Source organism: Streptomyces swartbergensis (genome assembly GCF_002148965.1).
Taxonomy (GTDB): domain Bacteria; phylum Actinomycetota; class Actinomycetes; order Streptomycetales; family Streptomycetaceae; genus Streptomyces; species Streptomyces swartbergensis.
The window spans coordinates 1-16,484 of record NZ_NGFN01000002.1 but is presented as its reverse complement, the minus strand read 5'-3'; the positions used below and the strand labels follow the sequence as shown (position 1 = coordinate 16,484).

13 protein-coding genes and 5 pseudogenes are annotated in these 16,484 nt (G+C 70.2%); 10 read left to right on the top strand and 8 right to left on the bottom strand.

The window, feature by feature from the left end; translation table 11 throughout:
- Positions 1-85: 85 nt before the first annotated feature.
- The gene (locus CA983_RS00610) at positions 86-790 is read left to right on the top strand and encodes a YqjF family protein (RefSeq protein WP_208636851.1); all 705 of its coding nucleotides are present in this window, start codon (positions 86-88) and stop codon (positions 788-790) included.
- A 4-nt stretch (positions 791-794) separates the two neighbouring features.
- Positions 795-1,430, top strand: a complete 636-nt coding sequence (locus tag CA983_RS00605; protein ID WP_086598928.1) for a hypothetical protein — start codon at positions 795-797, stop codon at positions 1,428-1,430.
- Between the two features lie 128 nt (positions 1,431-1,558).
- Here the strand turns inward: CA983_RS00605 and CA983_RS49080 are convergent.
- Positions 1,559-1,672, bottom strand: a pseudogene (locus CA983_RS49080) (acyl-CoA dehydrogenase family protein); the annotation flags it as partial.
- Between the two features lie 2 nt (positions 1,673-1,674).
- Here CA983_RS49080 and CA983_RS00595 point away from each other — a divergent pair.
- The 4 genes and pseudogenes from CA983_RS00595 to CA983_RS00580 form a co-directional block, all read left to right on the top strand.
- Positions 1,675-2,292, top strand: a pseudogene (locus tag CA983_RS00595) (acetyl-CoA C-acyltransferase); the annotation flags it as partial.
- Positions 2,293-2,310: 18 nt separating this feature from the next.
- Positions 2,311-3,297, top strand: a complete 987-nt coding sequence (locus CA983_RS00590) for a PDR/VanB family oxidoreductase (RefSeq protein WP_086598873.1) — start codon at positions 2,311-2,313, stop codon at positions 3,295-3,297.
- An 86-nt stretch (positions 3,298-3,383) separates the two neighbouring features.
- Positions 3,384-6,611, top strand: a complete 3,228-nt coding sequence (icmF, locus tag CA983_RS00585) for a fused isobutyryl-CoA mutase/GTPase IcmF (RefSeq protein ID WP_086598872.1) — start codon at positions 3,384-3,386, stop codon at positions 6,609-6,611.
- Positions 6,612-6,667: 56 nt separating this feature from the next.
- Entirely contained in the window at positions 6,668-7,528 is an 861-nt protein-coding gene (locus tag CA983_RS00580; protein WP_086598871.1) for a 3-hydroxybutyryl-CoA dehydrogenase, read from the top strand.
- Between the two features lie 80 nt (positions 7,529-7,608).
- On the opposite strand, the pseudogene CA983_RS47490 reads toward CA983_RS00580, so the two are convergent.
- The 3 genes and pseudogenes from CA983_RS47490 to CA983_RS00565 all read right to left on the bottom strand — a co-directional run.
- A pseudogene (locus CA983_RS47490) lies at positions 7,609-7,722 on the bottom strand (nuclear transport factor 2 family protein); the annotation flags it as partial.
- A 52-nt stretch (positions 7,723-7,774) separates the two neighbouring features.
- The gene (locus CA983_RS00570) at positions 7,775-8,254 is read right to left on the bottom strand and encodes a winged helix-turn-helix transcriptional regulator (RefSeq protein ID WP_086598927.1); all 480 of its coding nucleotides are present in this window, start codon (positions 8,252-8,254) and stop codon (positions 7,775-7,777) included.
- A gap of 243 nt (positions 8,255-8,497) precedes the next feature.
- Positions 8,498-8,998, bottom strand: coding sequence for a PaaI family thioesterase (locus tag CA983_RS00565; protein WP_086598870.1), 501 nt, complete (start codon positions 8,996-8,998; stop codon positions 8,498-8,500).
- Between the two features lie 105 nt (positions 8,999-9,103).
- On the opposite strand from CA983_RS00565, the gene CA983_RS00560 reads away from it, so the two are divergent.
- Both CA983_RS00560 and CA983_RS00555 read left to right on the top strand, forming a co-directional pair.
- A complete protein-coding gene (locus CA983_RS00560) occupies positions 9,104-9,577 on the top strand; it encodes a winged helix-turn-helix transcriptional regulator (protein ID WP_086598869.1) in 474 nt (157 codons plus the stop codon).
- 565 nt (positions 9,578-10,142) lie between these two features.
- The gene (locus tag CA983_RS00555) at positions 10,143-11,156 is read left to right on the top strand and encodes an NADP-dependent oxidoreductase (protein WP_086598868.1); all 1,014 of its coding nucleotides are present in this window, start codon (positions 10,143-10,145) and stop codon (positions 11,154-11,156) included.
- Positions 11,157-11,249: 93 nt separating this feature from the next.
- On the opposite strand, the gene CA983_RS00550 is transcribed toward CA983_RS00555, so the two are convergent.
- Positions 11,250-12,260 carry an enoyl-CoA hydratase/isomerase family protein gene (locus CA983_RS00550; protein WP_086598867.1) on the bottom strand — a complete coding sequence of 337 codons (1,011 nt, stop codon included), beginning with the start codon at positions 12,258-12,260 and terminating at the stop codon, positions 11,250-11,252.
- A 370-nt stretch (positions 12,261-12,630) separates the two neighbouring features.
- Here CA983_RS00550 and CA983_RS00540 point away from each other — a divergent pair.
- Positions 12,631-13,512: pseudogene (locus tag CA983_RS00540) on the top strand (AMP-binding protein); the annotation flags it as partial.
- Positions 13,404-13,633, top strand: a pseudogene (locus CA983_RS47485) (alpha/beta hydrolase); the annotation flags it as partial. The pseudogenes CA983_RS00540 and CA983_RS47485, both read left to right, overlap by 109 nt.
- Before the next feature lie 135 nt (positions 13,634-13,768).
- Here CA983_RS47485 and CA983_RS00530 read toward each other — a convergent pair.
- The 3 genes from CA983_RS00530 to CA983_RS00520 are packed head-to-tail and all read right to left on the bottom strand — an operon-like array spanning position 13,769 to position 16,342.
- Positions 13,769-14,299, bottom strand: a complete 531-nt coding sequence (locus tag CA983_RS00530; RefSeq protein WP_086598865.1) for a cupin domain-containing protein — start codon at positions 14,297-14,299, stop codon at positions 13,769-13,771.
- Positions 14,274-15,341: a phosphotransferase family protein gene (locus CA983_RS00525; protein ID WP_086598864.1), complete on the bottom strand. Its 1,068-nt coding sequence runs from the start codon at positions 15,339-15,341 to the stop codon at positions 14,274-14,276. Before CA983_RS00525 ends, CA983_RS00530 begins: the two co-directional genes overlap by 26 nt.
- The gene (locus CA983_RS00520; RefSeq protein ID WP_086598863.1) at positions 15,338-16,342 is read right to left on the bottom strand and encodes a C-terminal binding protein; all 1,005 of its coding nucleotides are present in this window, start codon (positions 16,340-16,342) and stop codon (positions 15,338-15,340) included. The genes CA983_RS00525 and CA983_RS00520 overlap by 4 nt, the downstream gene beginning before the upstream one ends.
- Positions 16,343-16,484: the final 142 nt, after the last annotated feature.

Genomic DNA, 16,484 nt, shown 5'->3' with positions numbered 1-16,484 from the left:
GCAGTCGTCGAAGACCGGCCGGGCGTTTCCGCCGGCCGCGCCGGGGGACTCGCCGTGTGTGGTCGCGTATGGAGCAGAGCAGCGCGTGCGCGTTCCCGCGCTTCGGGCCGGCTGGCTGAGGCAGACGTTCGTCCACTGGGCGTTCCCGCCGGACGCGGTCCAGGCGCTGCTGCCCGAGGAACTGGTGGTGGACGAGTACGAGGGGTCCGCCTGGGTGGGGTTCACGCCCTTCCTGATGGCGGATGTGCGCCCTCCCGCGGTGCCCGCCCAGGTGCCCGGGCTCCCGACGTTCGCGGAGACCAACCTGCGGACCTACGTCCGGCACCGGGATGGGACGGACGGGCTGTGGTTCCTGTCCATCGAGGTGGCCTGCCCGCTGATGCTGGCGGCCCGGGCGGTCGGCGCGCCGTACAACCCGGGCACGCTGAGCGTCTCCCTGAAGGGGGACGCCGTTTCGTACGCGGGGTCCAGGTGGTTCGGCGAGGCCTCCTACCGCCTGATGGTCCGGCCCGGCGACCCGATCACGCCCACGGAGCGGGACGTGTGGCTGACCTCGCGCTGGCGGGCGTACACCCGTCGGCTCGGCGTGCTTTGGGAGACGCCGGTCGAACACGAGCCCTGGCCGCTGGCGTACGCCGCCGTCGACGTGCTCGAGGAGACGCTGACCACCGCGGCAGGCCTTCCCGCGCCCGCCTCCGAGCCCCTGGTGCACTTCTCGGAAGGAGTGCGGCACGTGCGGCTCGGGGCGTCGAGGCCGCGTGTCCCGGCGCCGGGTCCGTCCGGGGAGTAGCACCGTGAGCCGCACGCGCGGCATCCGCGGCCGGCGCCCGCGGCTGCGCTTCGACGGCTGGATCGCGGGCGTGGGCACCTCCTCCGGGACGCGCGTCGTGCTGGGGCACTGGCAGCGGTCGCCGTTCGGGCCGTTCAGCGACGTGATGATCGAGCGGGCCGACGGGGAACGGCTGCTGCTCGCCCCCTCGCCCCGGACGGCGGACTTCATCAGTGGGACCTACGGCTTCGACACGGTGCGCGTCGTGCCGGTCGGCGTGAGCGTCGCGGACGACACCTGGACGGTCACCGCCGGGCCGCTGGAGCTGCGCTTCACCGTCGGCCGGCGAGGGCCGGCGGGCGTCCTCCTGCGGGCCGTACCCGGCGCACTCGCCGCCCGCCCGGCATGGGCTGCTCTGACAAACGGGCCCGCCCACCTGCTGCCGGCCCACGTACGGACCCGCGGCCGTACGGGCGCGCGACGCCGCGAGTGGTACGGCGTACGGGACATGCGGCCCGTTGGCGCGGTGTCCGCGGTCTTCGAGGGCCTCGACCTCGGTGTCATGGCGCCGGTCGAACCTCCCGTGCGCTTCGGGTTCGGTTCGGTGCCCCGGAAACCCACCCTCACACGGGTCACGACGACGGTGGAGCTGGGTCAGTGACCTTCGTTTCCCTGCCCGATCGGCCGGCCACCCGGCCGACCAGGAGCGACACGATGAGCAACGCTCGGATCAATACCCCTGGCTGCGTCTTGGCTCGACGCCGTCAGATCAGCCGTCGGCGCGGCACCCGTGCGCGGCTGCCGGTATGGACGCACCGCGCGGCGCGCTATGGCGAAACGGTGCGTCTCCGACGGGCCGTCGTAGATGCGGAACGGCCGCACCTCCCTGAAGAGGCGGGCCAGCGTCGGGCGCGTTGTCCGAGGAGATCACCCCCGTCACCGTGGCGGGACGCCGGGGCGAGACGGTGGTGGACACCGACGAGGGCGTACGGCCGGGAAGCACCGCCGAGAGCCTGGGGCGCCTGAGGCCGGCCTTCTCGGGCGCCGGCACCATCACCGCGGGCAACTCCTCACAGCTCTCCGACGGCGCCGCGGCCGTCGTCGTGATGAGCGCGGAACGCGCCCGGCGCGAGGGCCTGACCCCGCTCGCCGAGATCGGCGCCTACGGCACGGTCGCCGGCCCCGACCCCTCACTGCTGGTCCAGCCGGCCGGCGCGGTCCGCGACGCCCTGTCCCGGGACGGCCGGCTGAAGACCGCCGACCTGGACCTGTTCGAGATCAACGAGGCGTTCGCCGGGGTGGCCCTGGCTTCCGTACGGGAGCTGGACATCCCTCTCGACAAGGTGAACGTCAACGGCGGAGCGATCGCGCTCGGGCACCCGGTCGGCATGACCGGAGCCCGGCTGGTGCTGACTCTCGCGGCCGAACTGCGGCGGCGCGGAGGCGGCAGCGGAGCGGCGGCCCTGTGCGGGGGCGGCGGCCAGGGCGACGCGCTGTTGCTGCATGTGCCGACCCAGGACTGACCCCCGGAGCCGAACATCATGAACGTCCAACTGACCTCGATCGACACGACCCTTGTCGTGGCGGCCCGTACCCTCGCCGCCGACGGCGTCGTCTCCCTCACCCTGCGCCGCCCGGACGGCGGGATGCTCCCCGCCTGGACGCCGGGCGCCCACATCGACGTACTGCTGGACGGAGAAGCCGGCGACGACGGCGAAGACGGCGGTCTGATCCGTCAGTACTCCCTGTGCGGAGAACCGGCCGCACGCGACTCCTGGCAGATCGCCGTGCTGCGCGAGCCGCAGGGCCGCGGCGGCTCCGCGTACGTCCACGACCACCTGCGCGAAGGCGCCGCCGTGCGGGTCCGCGGGCCGCGGAACAACTTCCCGCTGCGGCCCGCCGCGCGCCATCTGTTCATCGCCGGCGGCGTCGGTATCACGCCCATCCTTCCCATGGTGGAGGCCGCCGAGGCCGCGGGGTGTGACTGGCGTCTGCTGTACGGCGGCCGCACCCGTACCTCCATGGCATTCCTGGACCGCCTCGCCCGGCACGGGGACCGGGTACTCGTCCGTCCGCAGGACGAGTACGGCCTGCTGGACCTCGCGGCCCACCTCGGCGTACCCGAGGAGGGCACGCTGGTGCACGCCTGCGGTCCCGAGCCCCTGCTTCAGGCGGTGCAGGAACACTGCGGGAGCTGGCCTCCCGGCACGCTGGGCGTCGAACGGTTCGCCCCGGTACGGACGGCCGCGACCGGCGCGGCGGAGGCCTTCGAGGTGGAGCTCGCCCGGTCCGGGCTCACCCTCACGGTGCCGCCGGGCCGCTCGATCCTAGAAACCGTGGAACTGGCCGGTGTCGCGGTCGACTTCTCCTGTCGGGAAGGCACGTGCGGCACCTGTGAGACCGGCGTACTCGACGGCAAGCCCGACCACCGCGACTCGCTGCTGACCGAGGACGAGCGGGCCGCCGGCGACACCATGCTCATCTGCGTCTCCCGCTCGTGCGGGACTCGTCTCGTCCTCGACCTGTGACGGCGATCACCCCCAGCAATTTACTAGGACGTCCTAGTATCTATTGCGTCAGCAGCACCCCCACCGCCCTGTCCGGGAAGGCCCCCATGAGTGATCTGCACCGACCCGTGCACCCTGTCCGCCTGGTCACGGCTTCGGCTCTGTTCGACGGGCATGACGCGTCGATCAACATCATGCGGCGCATCTTCCAGTCGCAGGGCGCCGAGGTGATCCACCTCGGACACAACCGGTCGGTGCGGGAGGTCGTGGACGCCGCTCTGGAGGAGGACGCCCACGGCGTCGCCGTCTCGTCCTACCAGGGCGGACACGTCGAATACTTCGAGTACCTGGTCGAGTCGCTGCGCGCGGCGGGAGCCGAGCACATCCGTGTGGTGGGCGGTGGAGGCGGCGTCATCGTGCCCGAGGAGATCGCCCGGCTGCGCGGCAGCGGGGTGACCATCTTCTCCCCCGAGGACGGGCAGCGAATGGGCCTGGCCGGCATGGTCAACTCGGTGGTGAAGGACTGCGACTTCGACCTCTGGGACGGCCAGCCGGCCGACGCGGCCGCCGTGCTGGCGGGCGACCGGTTCGCGATCGCCCGCGCCGTCACCGGCGCGGAATTGGGCAAGCTGCCCTCCGATCTCCTGGAGCAACTGCGGGCCGCCGCCGCGGCACGGGTCATGCCGGTGCTCGGCATCACCGGCACGGGCGGCTCGGGCAAGTCGTCACTGACGGACGAGCTGGTGCGCCGCTTCCGACTCGACCAGCAGGACAAGCTGCGGATCGCGGTGATCGCGGTCGACCCGACCCGCCGCCGCGGCGGCGGGGCACTGCTCGGTGACCGGATCCGCATGAACTCCCTGGACGGGAACCGGGTCTTCTTCCGCAGCCTGGCCACCCGTGGCAGTCGCGAGCTGCCCGAGCACCTGTCCGACGTGATCGACGTGGTCAAGGCCGCCGGGTTCGACCTGGTGATCGTGGAGACGCCGGGCATCGGCCAGGGAGACGCGGCGATCGTGCCGTTCGTCGACACCTCGCTGTATGTGATGACACCGGAGTTCGGTGCCGCCTCGCAGCTGGAGAAGATCGACATGCTCGACTTCGCCGACGTCGTGGCGATCAACAAGTTCGAGCGGCGCGGCGCGCAGGACGCGTTGCGCGACGTGGGCCGTCAACTGGTCCGCAACCGCGAGGCGTTCGGCATGCGGCCCGAGGACATGCCGGTGTACGGCACGTCGGCGGCGACGTTCAACGACGACGGGGTCACCGCGCTCTACCAGCACCTGAAGACGTGCCTCGCCGAGAAGGGACTGCCGCTGTCCGAGGGCGCGCTGGCACCGGCCGGGGTACGCCACTCCTCCGGCATCCGGCAGGTGGTCCCCGCAGGCCGGGTGCGCTACCTCGCCGAGATCACCGACACGGTCCGCGCGTACCACGCCGAGACCGCGCGCCTGGCCGAGGCGGCCAGGCGGGTGCAGTACCTGGAGGCGGTCAGAGACGAACTCGCCGAGGCCGGCTCCGACGCGGCGAACGTGCAGTCGCTCCTCGACGACGCCCGCAAGCAGCTCCCGCACCAGATCACGGAGCAGATCGGGAACTGGCCCGCCGTCATCGCCTCCTACTCCGGTGACGAGCAGGCGGTGACGGTCCGGGACAAGGAGATCCGCACCAAGCTGACCCGCGAGTCCCTGTCCGGCAACAAGGTCCCGCGCGTCGCCCTGCCCCGCTTCACCGACCACGGGGAGCTGGTGCGGTTCTGGCGCGGGGAGAACCTGCCCGGCTACTTCCCCTTCACCGCCGGGGTGTTCCCCTTCAAGCGCGACGGCGAGGACCCGGCGCGGATGTTCGCCGGCGAGGGCGATCCGTTCCGTACGAACCGGCGCTTCAAGCTGCTCTCCGAGGGCCAGCCGGCCACCCGCCTGTCCACCGCCTTCGACTCGGTCACGCTCTACGGCCGGGACCCGGACGAACGCCCCGACATCTACGGCAAGGTCGGCACGTCCGGGGTGTCGGTGGCAACGCTCGCGGACATGAAGGCCCTCTACGACGGCTTCGACCTGACCTCACCCACGACCTCGGTCTCCATGACCATCAACGGACCCGCGCCGACGATCCTGGCGTTCTTCCTCAACACCGCCATCGACCAGCAGATGGAGAAGTTCCGAGCCGCCGAGGGCCGTGACCCGTCGCCCGAGGAGGCGGCCGAGCTGCGGGCCCAGGCGCTCGCGAGCGTGCGCGGCACCGTGCAGGCCGACATCCTCAAGGAGGACCAGGGCCAGAACACCTGCCTGTTCTCCACCGAGTTCTCCCTGCGGATGATGGCCGACATCCAGGAGTGGTTCATCGCCCACAAGGTCCGCAACTTCTACTCCGTGTCCATCTCCGGCTACCACATCGCGGAAGCCGGGGCGAACCCCATCAGCCAGCTCGCCTTCACCCTCGCCAACGGCTTCACCTACGTCGAGGCGTACCTCGCCCGGGGCATGCACATAGACGACTTCGCCCCGAACCTCTCCTTCTTTTTCTCCAACGGCATGGACCCCGAGTACTCCGTCCTCGGCCGGGTCGCCCGCCGTGTCTGGGCCGTCGCGATGAAGGAGAAGTACGGGGCGGGCGAACGCAGTCAGAAGCTGAAGTACCACGTCCAGACCTCCGGACGCTCCCTGCACGCCCAGGAGATGGACTTCAACGACATCCGCACCACCCTCCAGGCCCTCACGGCCATCTACGACAACGCGAACTCGCTGCACACCAACGCCTACGACGAGGCCGTCACCACCCCGTCCGAGGAGTCGGTGCGGCGGGCGCTGGCGATCCAGCTCGTCATCAACCGCGAGTGGGGCCTGGCGATGAACGAGAACCCCCTCCAGGGATCGTTCATCATCGACGAACTCACGGACCTGGTGGAGGAGGCCGTACTCCAGGAGTTCGAGCGGATCAGCGAGCGCGGTGGCGTGCTGGGCGCGATGGAGACCGGCTACCAGCGGGGCCGCATCCAGGACGAGTCGATGCTGTACGAGCAGCGCAAGCACGACGGCACCCTGCCCATCATCGGCGTCAACACCTTCCTCCGCCCCGGCGGCGACAGCCGGCCTCAGGAGCTGGAACTCGCCCGGGCCACCGAGGAGGAGAAGCAGTCCCAGCTGGAGCGCGTGCGGGACTTCCACACCGGCCACCGCGACCGGGCCCACGACGCCCTGGCCGCTCTCAAGAACGCGGCGACGAACGGCGACAACGTCTTCGCCGTCCTCATGGACGCCACCCGGGTCTGCTCCCTCCAGCAGATCACCGAGGCCTTCTTCGAGGTGGGCGGCCAATACCGCCGCAACGTCTGACCGAGCCCCGTAGTCCCGGAAGCCACCCCGCAGCGACTCACCGGATAGGACCTCAGATGGATCCCGTTGCCCGCCTCGGCGTTGTCGGATGCGGCCTCATGGGCTCCGGCATCGCGGAAGTCGCGGCCCGCAGCGGCATCGACGTCCGCGTCGCCGAGGCCACGCCGGACGCACTGGAGGCAGGCCGCCGCCGGCTCACCACCTCACTCGACCGGGGCGTACGGCGTGGCAAGCTCGGCGAGGAACAGCGGGACCAGGCCCTCGCCAGGCTCTCCTTCACCCACGACCTCAGCGACATGGCAGACCGCCAGTTCGTCGTCGAGGCGGTCGCCGAGAACCGCGACATCAAGACGGATGTCCTGCGCACCCTGGACAAGGCGGTCGAAGACCCCGCGGCGGTCCTGGCCACCAACACCTCCTCGATCCCCATCGTCGATCTCGCCGTCGTCACCGAGCGGCCCGCGCAGGTCATCGGCATGCACTTCTTCAACCCCGTGCCCGTGCAGCAACTGGTGGAGCTCATCCCCGCCCTCACCACCAGCGCGGACACCGTGCGGCGCACCCGCGGCTTCGCCGAGCAGTTGGGCAAACAGGCCATCCAGGCGCCCGACCGCTCCGGCTTCGTCGTCAACGCCCTCCTCGTGCCCTACCTGCTCAGCGCGGTCCGGATGGTGGAGTCGGGCTCCGCACAGCCGGAGGACATCGACCGGGGCATGGAACTCGGATGCGCCCACCCCATGGGTCCGTTGCGGCTGCTCGACCTCATCGGCCTCGACACCGCCCAGGCCGTGGCCGAGTCGATGTACGAGGAGTTCAAGGAGCCGCTGTACGCACCGCCCGCCCTCCTGCGCCGCATGGTCGCCGCGGGCCACCTCGGCCGCAAGAGCGGCCGGGGCTTCCACATCTACGACGCCTGAGCACGCGTTCCCTCCTGGGGCGCAGCTCCAGGTCGCGTGCTGTTCCTGCTGCGGCCGATGCCTCCAGGAACCGTCCGGGCGCTCATCGCCTCGCGCACCAGCGCGGTGTCGACGAACTGCTCGAAGCGGACGATGAGCCCGCCGCGTACGACGAAGTGATGGGCGACGCGGACGGCGAGCGGCTTGCCGGGAGCGCCTCGGTGAGCGCGGAGGCCGGTGGTTCACGGAAAACTGACGGAGGAGCCCTCAAGCTCCCTCGGACGACCTCATACGAAAGGCTGGGCCGGGGACGCTCTCGATGTCCTTCGCTTCAACCGGGTGGCCCAGTTCGCAGCGGATCTGGACGTCGACGTGCGCGCCGCACTCGCGGTGTCGCGCCAGTACCGCCGGCCCCTCCGGGTCGGCGCGGTAACGGTCGCCCCACTGCAGCAGCCCCATCACGGCCGGCACCAGATCCATACCCTTGGGGGTGATCACATACTTCGGCCGACTCCGCGAACCGGGCTCCTTGTATGTCTCGGTCGCCAGGATCCCTTCCTCCACCAGCATCCGGAGCCGCGTCGCCAGAAGGTTACGAGGACAGCCCAGGACACGTTCGAAGTCACTGAACCGGGACGAGCCGTACCACACCTCACGCAAGATCAGGATCGTCCACTTCTCGCCCACGATCTCAAGAGTCCGCGCGATCGAGCAGTTGGACGTGTCCCGGTCGAGTCGGGGGTCCATGCCGGGGTCCAGAAGAACTTCGGTCCACGCATCCATGGGAGCGATCCTAACCGAATTGAGTTTATTTTCACATACTCAGCCATCGACGCCATGGCCGACCACTCGACCTCGCCACACAGGAGAAGCCAGAAGGCCGGCCGCCGCTTCAAGCGCAACCGTCCCGCGCCCTCACCGACCGCAAGTTCGCCGACGAGGTCCTTGAGCAGGGAAGAGAACGCCGGATCGAGGGACCTGCCCGCCGAGTCACACCCGAGGGGCAGGCACCGGGAAGAGCATGCAGCTGCTGGTGGCGTGGGCCAGGAGACGGTCGTTCGCGTCGACCAACTGGGCCTGGGCGAGAGCGGTTTGGCGGCCCTTGTTGAGCACCGTGCCAATGGCGCGCACCGGGCCCGTGTCCACGGTGATCCGCCGCAGGAACTTCACCGTCAGGTCGAGCGAGGTGTACGCCACGCCCTGCGGGAGGGTGGACTGGACGGCGCAGCCCGCCGCCGAGTCGAGCAGAGTGGCGAAGACGCCGCCGTGGACGCTGCCGATCGGGTTGTAGTGCTCCTCGCCCGGTACCAGCGAGAAGACCGCCCTGCCGGGCTCCACCTCGTCCAGGGCGAAGTCGACGGTGTGGCTGATCGGCGCCCTCGGCAGCCGCCCCGCCTGCACCTCGCGCAGGAAGTCGATGCCGGCCATGCGCCCGGCGGCCTCCGCCGAGGTCGCGGGATCGTCCCACTGATACGTACGCGATCGCCCCACGATCCAGCGCCCTTCCCTCTGACTGTCAGCTGACTTTTCCAGATGAAGCTAGGCTTCTGTTCACCTGACTGTCAATAGCGAAGGCAGCTGGCTTACGATGGCGAGATGGAGTGGCTTGAGGCGAGCACCGAGAACTGCCCCGTCCAGCGCACGCTCGACGTGATCGGGGAGAAGTGGACGCTGCTGATCCTGCGTGATGCCGTCAACGGCGTGCGCCGCTTCGATGACTTCCACCGCCACATCGGCTTGTCGGAGGCCGTCCTCAGTGACCGCCTCCGCAAGCTCACTTCGGCCGGCATCCTGAAGACCGTCCCCTACCGGGAGCCCGGCAGCCGATCCCGCAACGAATACCGCCTGACCCGCAAGGGCTGGGATCTCTGGCCTGTTCTGATGGCACTGAGCCAGTGGGGCGAGGCATACGCCCTCGGCTCCGAGAGTCCTGTACTGGATGTCCGTCACACCGAGTGCGACGCCCCGGTCCGCGTCGTCGTCGAGTGCTCCGCGGAACACTCGCCCCTCACTCCCCGTGAAGTCACCGCCCGGCTGGGAACAGGCGCCCGCGCCCGCCTCCGGTCGTGAGCCATCGACCTCACGGTCGCCGCAGCTGAAAGACCAGAGACGGGAAGGCCGGCTGCCGGCTGCCGGCTGGTCACGATGTCGACGGGGAGGCTCGTCGACTGGACCGCGACCTTGGCTCCGACCGCCCGCGGCACGGTGAGTACGTCGTCGACGGCTACGGCGGAGCCGCTGTCGACCAGACGCGACAGAGCCTCGCCCGGACGGCGAAGCGAGAGTCGGCGAGCTTGGTCGCGCGCGGCGGTACGCACGCGTAGTAGCCGTCACGACGAACATCTGGAGCCCGCCGGCACCACGAGCATCCGACACCGATGCCGCAGCCGCGCCGGCACTGATCACCCAAGACACCGTCACTCTGCTCCTGTCCACCACGAGCGTCTGGCGCACACCGCTCACCTCACGCCGCATCCGCGGTGTCGCGCCAGTACGGCCGGGCCCTCCGGGCCGGCGCGGCAGCAGTTCCTCGCCCACGACCTCAAGGGTCCGGGGGTGACCCCAACCTCTCCTGAGTTTACTTTCCTATACTCAGGAAGTAGCGTGGTGACACCCACGCAGAAAGGCGGGCGGCATGAAGGCATTCGTCGTCGCGAAGTACGGCAAGGACGGCGCCCGCGCCGCAGAAGCACCCGAGCCCACGGTCGGAGACCGAGACGTCCTGGTCAGAGTGAGCGCCGCCAGTATCAACCCGCTGGACAAAATGGTCCGCAACGGGGAGTTCAAGCAGCTCCTGAAGTACAAGCTTCCGTTCGTGCTCGGCCACGACGTGGCCGGCGTCGTGACGCGGGTCGGCTCCGCCGTACGCGGCTTCGAAGTCGGCGACGAGGTCTACGCCCGTCCGCGCGACCTGCGGATCGGAACCTTCGCGGAGTTCATCGCGATCGACATGGACGATGTCGCGCCCAAGCCGGCATCCCTCACCCTCCACGAGGCAGCCGCGGTGCCACTGGTCGCCCTGGCCGCCTGGCAGATCCTCGTCGACCGTGCCCACCTGCAGCCGGGTCAGAAGGTACTCGTCCACGCCGGTGCCGGTGGTCTCGGCTCGACAGTCATCCAGCTCGCCAAGCACCTCGGCGCCACAGTGGCGACGACCGCAAACACCGGCACCGAGAAGCTGGTCAGGAGCCTCGGCGCCGACGTCGTGGTCGACTACACCAAGGAAGACTTCTCGAAGGTGCTGTCCGGCTACGACCTGGTGCTGGACTCCTTGGGCGGAGCGAACCTCGAGAAGTCGCTGACCGTGCTGGAGCCCGGCGGCCTGGCCGTCAGCGTCGTCGGCCCGCCGGACGCCGGCTTCGCCAAGCAGCTCGGCGCCCCGTCATTCATGGGCTTGGTCATGAATACGCTCAGTCGCAGGATCCGCAAGCAGGCCAAGGCGCTGGGCGTGCGCTACCAGTTCTTCTTCATGCAGGCCAACGGCTCCCAGTTGCGCGAACTCGGCGCCCTCTACGACAGCGGGAAGCTCCGCCCGGTCATCGACCGCACCTTCCCGTTCGACCAGACGCTGGAGGCGATGGCACACGTCGAGCAGGGCCGCACCACGGCCGGCAAGGTCGTGGTCTCGATGGTGTCCGACAACGACTGAGACCGTGCCTGCCACCGATCCTCCGTCCGGCACGCCCAGGTCAGGCGAGACGCACCAACGGCTCGCAGCTCCCGACGCTCACGGCGGAGGTGCTCAGGACGGCAACGCCCGTCCGTCGAGCGACCCACGTTGCCAGTGGGGAGTGCGGTCCTTGTCGACCAGGGCCGCGCGCACGCCCTCCAGGAAGTCCGGAGTGCGGATGGTCGTGCGCGTGAGGGCGAGTTCGGCGCTGAGGCACTCGCGCAACGTGCGCTGCCTGCCCCGGGCCAGCAGGGCGTGAGTGATCTCCAGGCTGTGCGGCGAGGCGGACTCCAGGGCGGCCAGCGCCTCTGCCGACCAGGGGGTGTCGAGGTGGCGCAGGCGCTTCTCCATCTCGCTGAGAGTCGACGCACCGAACGTCCAGTCCACGTCCCCGCGTACCTCCGCCAGCCTGCTGCCCGCCACCGGGGAAGGGCCGGTGAGGCGGTTCAGGACCACGTCCACCGGGTCGCCGGCATGGTCGGCCAGGGCATCCCCGATCGCGTCGAGCCCGTCCGCGGGGACGAAGTGCGTCGCCAGCCCCGTGTACAGGGCGTCGGCCGCGTCGAGCCGGTGCCCGGTCAGTCCCAGGTACATGCCGATCGCGCCGGGCAGCCTCGGCAGGAAGTAGCTGGCTCCGACGTCCGGGAAGAACCCGATCCCGGTCTCGGGCATCGCCAGTGCCGCGCGCTCGGTGACGACGCGGAAGCTGCCGTGGACGGACAGGCCGAGGCCGCCGCCCATGCACAGGCCGTCGATGAGCGACACGACCGGCGCGGGATATTCGGCGATCCGGGCGTTGAGCCGGTACTCGGAGGCGAAGAACCGCTCACTGGCCTCGGCATCCCCGGCGAGGCTGTGCTCGCGGATCGTGCGGATGTCTCCACCGGCACAGAACGCCTTCGTACTGGTACTGGCGAGCACCACCGCGGACAGCGGTATGCGTTCCCACTCAGTGAGCACACGGTCGATGGCGACGACCATGTCTGTCGTCAGGGCGTTGAGCGCCTTGGGCCGGTTCAAAAGGATCCGGCCGACGCCCCGGTGGACGTCGGCGAGAATCTCGACGGCAGCGGTATCAGTCATCGGTCGTCATCTCGTCTCCGCACGGACCTGGCTGTCGTGGCCATCACGTTCCTCACTCGCCGGGTGTCAGGTATGGATCTGCGCGTAGAGAGCAGGGGTGGGCACCTCGAGTTCCTGACACATGGCCCGGAGCGCCTTCAGGAGCCTATTGGACCAAGGCGTGGACGCGGACGGCGTCCCCGGCCGGACCGCACCTCGGCGCGTGAGCAGCGACTGCACCTGACGGCCGGGCCGCCGCACCACCGCCATGCCGGTGACCGGTCCACCGGCCTCCGGCATCCTGCATGCCGACCGGCATACGGTATTTGTGTCCGACACCATTCCGCACGCAGCCCCACCACCGTCCCTCGATGCCACAAAGGAGTGCGCGATGGGAACGTACGAGGATGTCTTCCGCGCCAGTACCGATGACCCGGAGAGCTTCTGGCTGAAGGCGGCAGAGGCCATCGACTGGGACGTAGCTCCCCGACACGCCCTCGACTCCTCCGGCGCACCCTTCTACCGCTGGTTCCCCGACGGGCGGCTCAACGTCTGCTTCAACGCGCTCGACCGGCACGTCGACGCCGGCCGCGGCGACCAGCCCGCGCTCATCTACGACTCTCCGGTCACCGGCGCCCGGCGCACCTCCACCTACGCACAGCTCAGGGACGAGGTGGCGGCCTTCGCCGGAGCGCTCGCACAGCTCGGCGTGGGGCACGGCGACCGGGTGGTCATCTATATGCCGATGGTCCCCGAGGCCGCCGTCGCGATGCTGGCCTGTGCGCGCATCGGCGCGGTCCATTCGGTCGTCTTCGGCGGGTTCGCCCCGCGCGAACTCGCCCTCCGCATCGACGACGCGGCCCCCAAGGTGGTGGTCTCCGCATCCTGCGGCATCGAGGGCAAGCGTGTCATCGCGTACAAGCCCTTGCTCGACCGGGCGATCGAGCTCGCCGTCCACAAGCCGGAGAAGAGCGTGATCCTGCAACGCCCGCAGCAACCAGCCGAGTTGGGGCCGGACGATCTCGACTGGGCCGACCTGGTGGCCGCCGCGCCGCCGGCCGACTGCGTTCCCATCGCCGCCACCGATCCCCTCTACATCCTCTACACGTCCGGAACGACCGGAAAACCCAAGGGAGTCGTGCGTGACTGCGGCGGCTATGCGGTCGCCCTGCACTGGTCGATGGGCGCCGTGTACGACGTGGGATCTTGGAGTCATTCATCGGCCCGCTGGTCGACAACGCGGTCCCGGAATGGCAGACCACTCTGGACGCCCTCCTTTGCTGCCCGGGATCGGCGGCCCGGTCGGGTACTCCGGGGGGTGGACCGCCCTCGGCATTCGGCTGGCGGTGGTCGAGCCGCGCATCGTGAGCTGGAGGACGGGTGCCGGTTCTTGGACCGACACCTGAAGTGAGGCCGGCAGATGCACAACCGCCCCGATCGCGGCGGTACCGACTGGCCGGGGCGGCGCTCGGCCACCAGCGCCCGATCCGGGCCGGGGCAGGAAGAAGTCGGACTGCGTCTCCCACCCCTCAATCGTCGTTCTCCGCGCCGATGAGGACGAAGGCCATCGTGACCGGTTGGCCGCTGCGGTTGCGCCAGGCGTGCCGGGTTCCGTTCTGGATCAGGATGTCCCCTGCCGAGAGCGGAGTGCAGTGGCCGTCGTCGAGTTCGAGGATGATCTCGCCGTGCAGCACGATGCCGTAGTCCACGGTGGGGGTGGCATGCATGCCGTCGGGTTCGATGAGTTCGGCGATGCCCGGTGAGTCGGCGCGCTGCTCCCGGTCGTAGGCGACAGGGTCGAACGCCGGGTCGGCCATCGCGGATTCCGGCGGGAAGGTCAGCACGATGAACCGCGTGCCGCCGGGCGCCGGCAGCAGGCTGGTGACCTTCGGCGTGGGGTCCTCCCCTGTCCTGCTCGCCGGTTCGCCGGGCTCGGTGGCCCAGGGCAGGCGAGACACCCAGCCGGGCAGACTGGTGAACTCCCGGCTACGCGGTATGGGGCCATCGCTGACGACGATCGACTTGCCGTTCTCGTCATGCCCCGTGACGACTCTGCGCATTGGTCTCTCCTCGAGCAAGGGCGGTTTCCCAGGTGTCCACGACGTCCGCCACCGCGGCAGCGGGCGCCCGCAGCAGGGCCGCTGCCGCCGTGCGTACGAGCCACCGGTGCCGGTCGTCCGTGAGGTACTCCACCGGTGACTTGCCGTCCACGCGCGCGAGCAGCAGCGCCGGCAGCAGTGTCGCGGCCCGCTCGTCGAGGGCGGACCGAGGCTCCCAGTCGACGCATCGGACGTACTCTTCGGCCAGCGCCCGCGCGGAGCGCAGGAGTTCGGCGCGGCGTCCGGGAACCACCAGGCTCTTGAGCAGCAGATGGTTGACGCAGAAGGCCAGGTCGAAGGCCGGGTCCCCGTACCAGGCGCACTCGGCGTCCAGCAGCACGGGCCCCGACGGGCCGACGAGGATGTTCTTGGGGCTGACGTCGCCGTGCACCAGGGCCAGGTGCGTGGTGGCCGTGCGGTCGGCCAGGCCCTGGAGGATGTCGCGCAGGTCAGGATGTGCCGCGGCGGTCGCCGACAGGTACGGCTCGATGCGCAGTGCGTGGAAGTTGTCGTCGGTGGCGAACTCCGCGGCGAGGGCGGCGTCGCCCGCGCTCGCCGCGTGCAGGCTGCCGAGGAGTTCCCCGACGGCCGCCGCGGTCGCCACCCGCACCTCGCCGTCCAGTAGTTGCCCCTTCCACATCGGGTACCGCTCGGGGGGCAGGTAGGCCATCGCGAAGAGGCCGGCTTCGGGGTCGTGGGCCAGCAGGTCGGGCACGCTGTCCGGGCGGTGTCGGGACGCGAACCGCATCCATGCCCATTCGTAGGCGTTGCGTGACACCGGTGCCTGCCAGTCGGCCGCGACCTTCAGCTTGGCCAGGGCGCGTTTGACGCAGAGCGAGCGTCCCGGCAGGTCCACCCGCCACAGGTCGGACGAGACGCCGCCGGCCAGCGGCGTCCAGCGAGCGGGTGCGGCGGGCCCGGCGAGCTTGTGGGCGATCAGGAAGTCCGTCAGCGTGGTGCCCGGCTCGGGGCCCGGGCCCGCCTGCGCGGGGGTCGGGCTCATCGCTGGTCACGCGGCCCGGCGGTCAGTCCACGGGGGCTGTTGCAGGCGTGCGCCGGGGCCTCGCCGGCCAGGATCCGTACCACTTCCTCAGCGGCTCGGCGGCGCAGTTCTGTGACCGAGGCGTCGGAGGAGAACGCGACGTGCGGGGTGAGCAGTGCCCCTGGCTGGGCCGACAGCCCGGCGGGGACATGGGGCTCGGTCTCCAGGACGTCGAAGGCGGCACTGTCCAGGTGCCCGCTGTCGAGCGCCTTGATCACCGCGTCGGTGTCGACCAGGCCGCCCCGGCTGACGTTAACGAGCAGGCCGCCCGGCTGCATCAGCGCGAGCTGTTCGGTTCCGATGATGTGGTGTGTGCCGGGTGTCAGCGGCACGTGAAGGATCACCACGTCACTGCGGCGCAGGAGTTCCTCCAGGTCCACCATCTCCACTCCGGGGGTGTCCTTGGGTGCGTGCGGATCGTGGGCCAGGATCCGGCAGCCGAACGCGCCGAGCTTGCGCGCGGTGGCGCGCCCGATCCGACCGAAACCGACGACGCCACACGTCAGCGTCGACAGTCGGCGCAGCCGTGCGCTCGCGGGGTCCCAGCGGCCGGCGCGGACCTCTCGGTCGAACACGGCCAGGCCCCGCGTCCAGGCCAGCACCATGCCGACGGCGTGGTCGGAGACCTCCTCGACGCAGTAGTCCGGCACGTTCGTGACCCACACACCCCGCTCGGTGGCGGCGTCCACGGCGATGTTGTCCAGGCCCACCCCGAGCCTGGCCACGATGCGAAGATCCGGCGAGGTGTCGATCGCGGTGGCGGAGACCGGCGCCCAGCAGGTCAGGATCCCGGCGGGCCGGTGCTCGGCGACCAGTTCCTCGATCGCCTCGGCGTCGGCAGGCTCGGCGGGGCCGGTCACCAGGGTGTGGCCCGCCTGCTCGATGACCGATCGCTCGACGGAGTCGTCAGGCCAGGCGTAGTCGGTGAGCAGCACGGTGCCTGGGCGGCTCGGTGGGTTCATGGCAGGTCGTCCTCGCAGAATCGTGCGGCCGCGGCGGACGGCCGGGCGTCCCGCCCGGTCGTATCCGGTCAGCAGGTTTGATCGTCATCCAGAACGGCGGCCGAGTCACGTCCGATCAGGCCTTCGGGTCGCCATGGGTGGG